4 protein-coding genes are annotated in these 3,278 nt (G+C 73.5%); 3 read left to right on the top strand and 1 reads right to left on the bottom strand.

The annotated features are described in order from the left end of the window. The 3 genes from ACTS11_RS02640 to ACTS11_RS02630 all read left to right on the top strand — a co-directional run. A partial coding sequence (locus ACTS11_RS02640) for an SAM-dependent methyltransferase (protein WP_442638796.1) occupies positions 1-762 on the top strand: 762 nt, incomplete at its 5' end. Next, complete coding sequence (gene pgeF / locus ACTS11_RS02635) at positions 759-1,529, top strand: peptidoglycan editing factor PgeF (RefSeq protein ID WP_442638795.1); 771 nt, start codon at positions 759-761, stop codon at positions 1,527-1,529. The genes ACTS11_RS02640 and pgeF, both read left to right, overlap by 4 nt. Before the next feature lie 248 nt (positions 1,530-1,777). Next, on the top strand, positions 1,778-1,915 hold the full coding sequence (locus ACTS11_RS02630; RefSeq protein ID WP_442638794.1) for a hypothetical protein: 138 nt from the start codon (positions 1,778-1,780) through the stop codon (positions 1,913-1,915). 158 nt (positions 1,916-2,073) lie between these two features. On the opposite strand, the gene ACTS11_RS02625 is transcribed toward ACTS11_RS02630, so the two are convergent. Continuing rightward, the coding region (locus ACTS11_RS02625; protein ID WP_442638793.1) for a sulfotransferase at positions 2,074-3,278 on the bottom strand (1,205 nt) is incomplete at its 5' end.

The raw sequence follows: 3,278 nt of genomic DNA, 5'->3' as shown, positions 1-3,278 counted from the left end.
CTCCGCGCCGTTCAGGCCGAGGCGCTCGCGCCCTTCGCGCCGCAGTTCCACGACGGTCTCGAGACCGTGCCGGGCCTGCCGCTCCTCCTCGTGGCCAACGAGTTCTTCGACGCGCTGCCGATCCGGCAGTTCCAGCGCGCCGAGGGGCCGCTCTGGCACGAGCGCGTCGTGGGCCTGAAGGACGGCGCGCTGGCCCTCGGCCTCTCGCCGCCCGCCCCGGTGGCCGCGCTCGAGGGCCGCCTCGCCGACACGAGCCCCGGCCAGATCGTCGAGACTTGCGCCCCCGCCGAGGCCATCGCGGGCGACATCGGCCGGCGGATCGCCGAGCGCGGCGGCGCGGCGCTGATCCTCGACTACGGCGACATGGAGAGCATCGGCGACACGTTCCAGGCGGTCGCCGCCCACCGCCACGCCGATCCCCTCGCGGCGCCGGGCGAGGCTGACCTGACCGCGCATGTGGCCTTCGGGCCGATCGCGCGGGCCGCGACACCCGCGAAGGCGACGCCGCTTGCGACGCAGGGCGCCTTCCTCGAGCGGCTGGGGATCACCGAGCGCGCGCGCGCGCTCGCGGCCCGGCTGGAGGGCGCGGCGCTCGAGGCGCATGTCGCCGCACACAGACGGTTGACGCATCCCACCGAAATGGGAAACCTGTTCAAGGTGCTCGCGCTCGTGCCCGACGCCGCCGGACTTCCGCCGGGATTCGCGGACCCACCCGGAGAGACCGTGGCCCGACCGCCAGGAGGCAGCGCGACCCGTCCATGAACGCCGTGACCGTCAGCCTCGAGATCCTGACCTCCCCGCTTCTGGACGGCGTGCTGCACGGATTCTTCACGCGCCGCGGCGGCGCCTCCTCGGGCATCTTCGAGGGGCTGAACTGCGGCGGCGGCTCCTCCGACCAGGCCGAGATCGTGGCGATGAACCGCAGGCGCGCGGCCGAGGCGCTGGGCGTCGGCGCCGAGGCCCTCCTGACGGTTCACCAGGTCCATTCCGCCCGTGCCGTCACACTCGATGCCCCGCCGCCCGAGCCGATCCGGGCCGACGCGCTCGTGACCAGGACGCCAGGCCTCGCCATCGCGGTCCTGACCGCGGATTGCCAGCCCATCCTCTTCGCCGACCGCGAGGCGGGCGTGATCGCCGCCGCCCACGCGGGCTGGCGCGGGGCGCTCGACGGGATCGTCGAGGCGACCGTCGAGGAGATGGAGCGCGCGGGGGCAGACCGGGGCCGCATCCGCGCGGCCATCGGCCCCTCCATCAGCCAGGCCGCCTACGAGGTCGGGCCGGAGTTCCTCGAGCGGTTCTGCGACGACGATCCGGCGAATGCGCGGTTCTTCATCAACGGCGCGGACGGCAAATACCTCTTCGATCTGCCGGGCTACGGGCTGAAACGGCTCCGCGCCGCGGGCGTGGCCGAAGCGGAATGGACACGTCACTGCACCTACCGCGACGCGACGCGCTTCTATTCCTACCGGCGGTCCGTCCACCGGGGCGAGGCGGATTACGGGCGGCTCCTGTCGGCGATTCGCCTCTGAGGGACGGAAGGCGGCGGGCGCGCACGGTTCCGGGCGCTTTCGTGGCGCCTCCGGCCGCCGCCATTCCGAAGAAGTCGATGAAAGTCCGGCGAAGATAGGCGTTTCCGGCTCCGGCGTCCGCCTCAATTCCGCCGCGATCTTTCATCGTAGCTTAGCGGTTTCGCCCCAACACTGCCCGAAATCGAGGCCATCGTGGCGCCAAGCCCGGACACACGCGGGCACGGGAATCGGCAGAAGGGAACAGGCAGATGAAGACCCGTCGCTGGATGGAAACCATCCTCGAAGAAGCAGAGAAATCCGAAGGCGAGATCAAGCTCGTCTGGACGCGCCAGAATCGCCCCCGGAGGGCCGCGGCGAAGCCGACCGGGATCGAAGCCGCGGAGTGACGCGGGCGGGGCATCCCCGACAGGACATGTGCAAGGGGCGGCTAGAATGGCCGCCCCCTTGCATTTCGGGGAACCGATCGCGGGCCCCTGTGTCGGGCCCCGTCTCTGGCCCCCCGACTCTGGCCCCCCGTCTCGGGCCCGCGTCTCGGGCCCCCGTCTCAGGCCCCGAGGTCGGGCGGCCCGGTGCGGTCGAGTTCGGCCAGCAACTCGCCCAGCCCGGCCTCCAGCCGCCGCCATCCGCCGACCGAGCCGCGCCCGATGGGCCGGCGCACCTGCGCGAAGCTGAGGGTGGCCACGGTCCGCTCCACCGTCTCGGGCGCGAGGCAGGCGGGATGCCACTCGAGCCCGCAGAAGTCGATCAGGCGCCGCGTCTCGGCCTCGGGGTCGCCGGTCAGCGCCTCGTAGTCGAGGACGTGGACCCGCCCCGGAAGCCGCGCCTCCCAGAAGGCCACGAGCGCCTCGTGGAGCCGGATGTAGCGCGCCATCTGCACCTGGTCGTAGGCATAGCGGTGCAGCCCCTCGGGAAACATGTTCCGCCAGAGCGAGAGGCCAGTGTCGCGGGGATCGCGCCGGAGCACGACGAAGCGCGCGCCGGGCAGCGCGGCCGCGGCGTGGCCCATGCGCGAGAAGGTCGAGATCGCCTTGTCCGCGACGATGCCGGAGGTCCCCGCCCGCCTGCGCGCCGCGGCGAGGTAGAGGCGCCCCGCCTCGGCGAAGCGCGACGGGTCGGGCGCGCCCGCCCGCAGCCCCTCGAAGGCGGGGGCCAGCGCGCGGGAGAGGAAGGGCATCTCGCCCCCCGCCGTCACCTCGGGATGGGCGGCGAGGATGCTCTCCACCAGCGTCGTGCCCGAGCGCGGCAGGCCGGTCACGAAGATCGCGCGGTCGGGCGGGCCACCGGCGTCCATGACTTCGAGCGCCGTCCAGTCGGCGGCGAGCGTCCGGGCCGTCGCCAGATCGGCCTCGAAGGAATAGGGAAAGGCCTCCGCCGTCAGCCGGTTGGCGCGGGCGAGATGTGCGATCTCGGCCTCCGCGTCGCCGCGGTCGGCGGCGAACTTGGCGGCGGCGAAGGACATGACGCGCCGCGCGCGCTTGGGCAGGTCGGGACGGGCGAGCTGCGCCGCGAGGCGGGGCGCGAGCGGATCGTCCGGCGCGGTGCGCTTGCCGTTGGCATAGGCGCGGTAGGCCTCGCCCGCCTCGGGCGCGACCTCGGTGGCGCGCAGGAGGTCGGCCTCCGCGCCCGGAAGATCGCCGAGCGTCTGGCGGAGCTGCCCGCGCTGGGTCAGGAGGACGGGATCGTCCGGCCGCGCGGCGAGCCCTCCTCGACGGAGGGCTCGCGGCGCGGCCATCAAAGACGTGGTCAAAG

The sequence above is a fragment of the Roseicyclus sp. genome (assembly GCF_052168335.1).
Taxonomy (GTDB): domain Bacteria; phylum Pseudomonadota; class Alphaproteobacteria; order Rhodobacterales; family Rhodobacteraceae; genus Roseibacterium.
The sequence above is the reverse complement of the archived record's forward strand: the minus strand, read 5'-3'. Positions and strand labels throughout refer to the sequence as shown.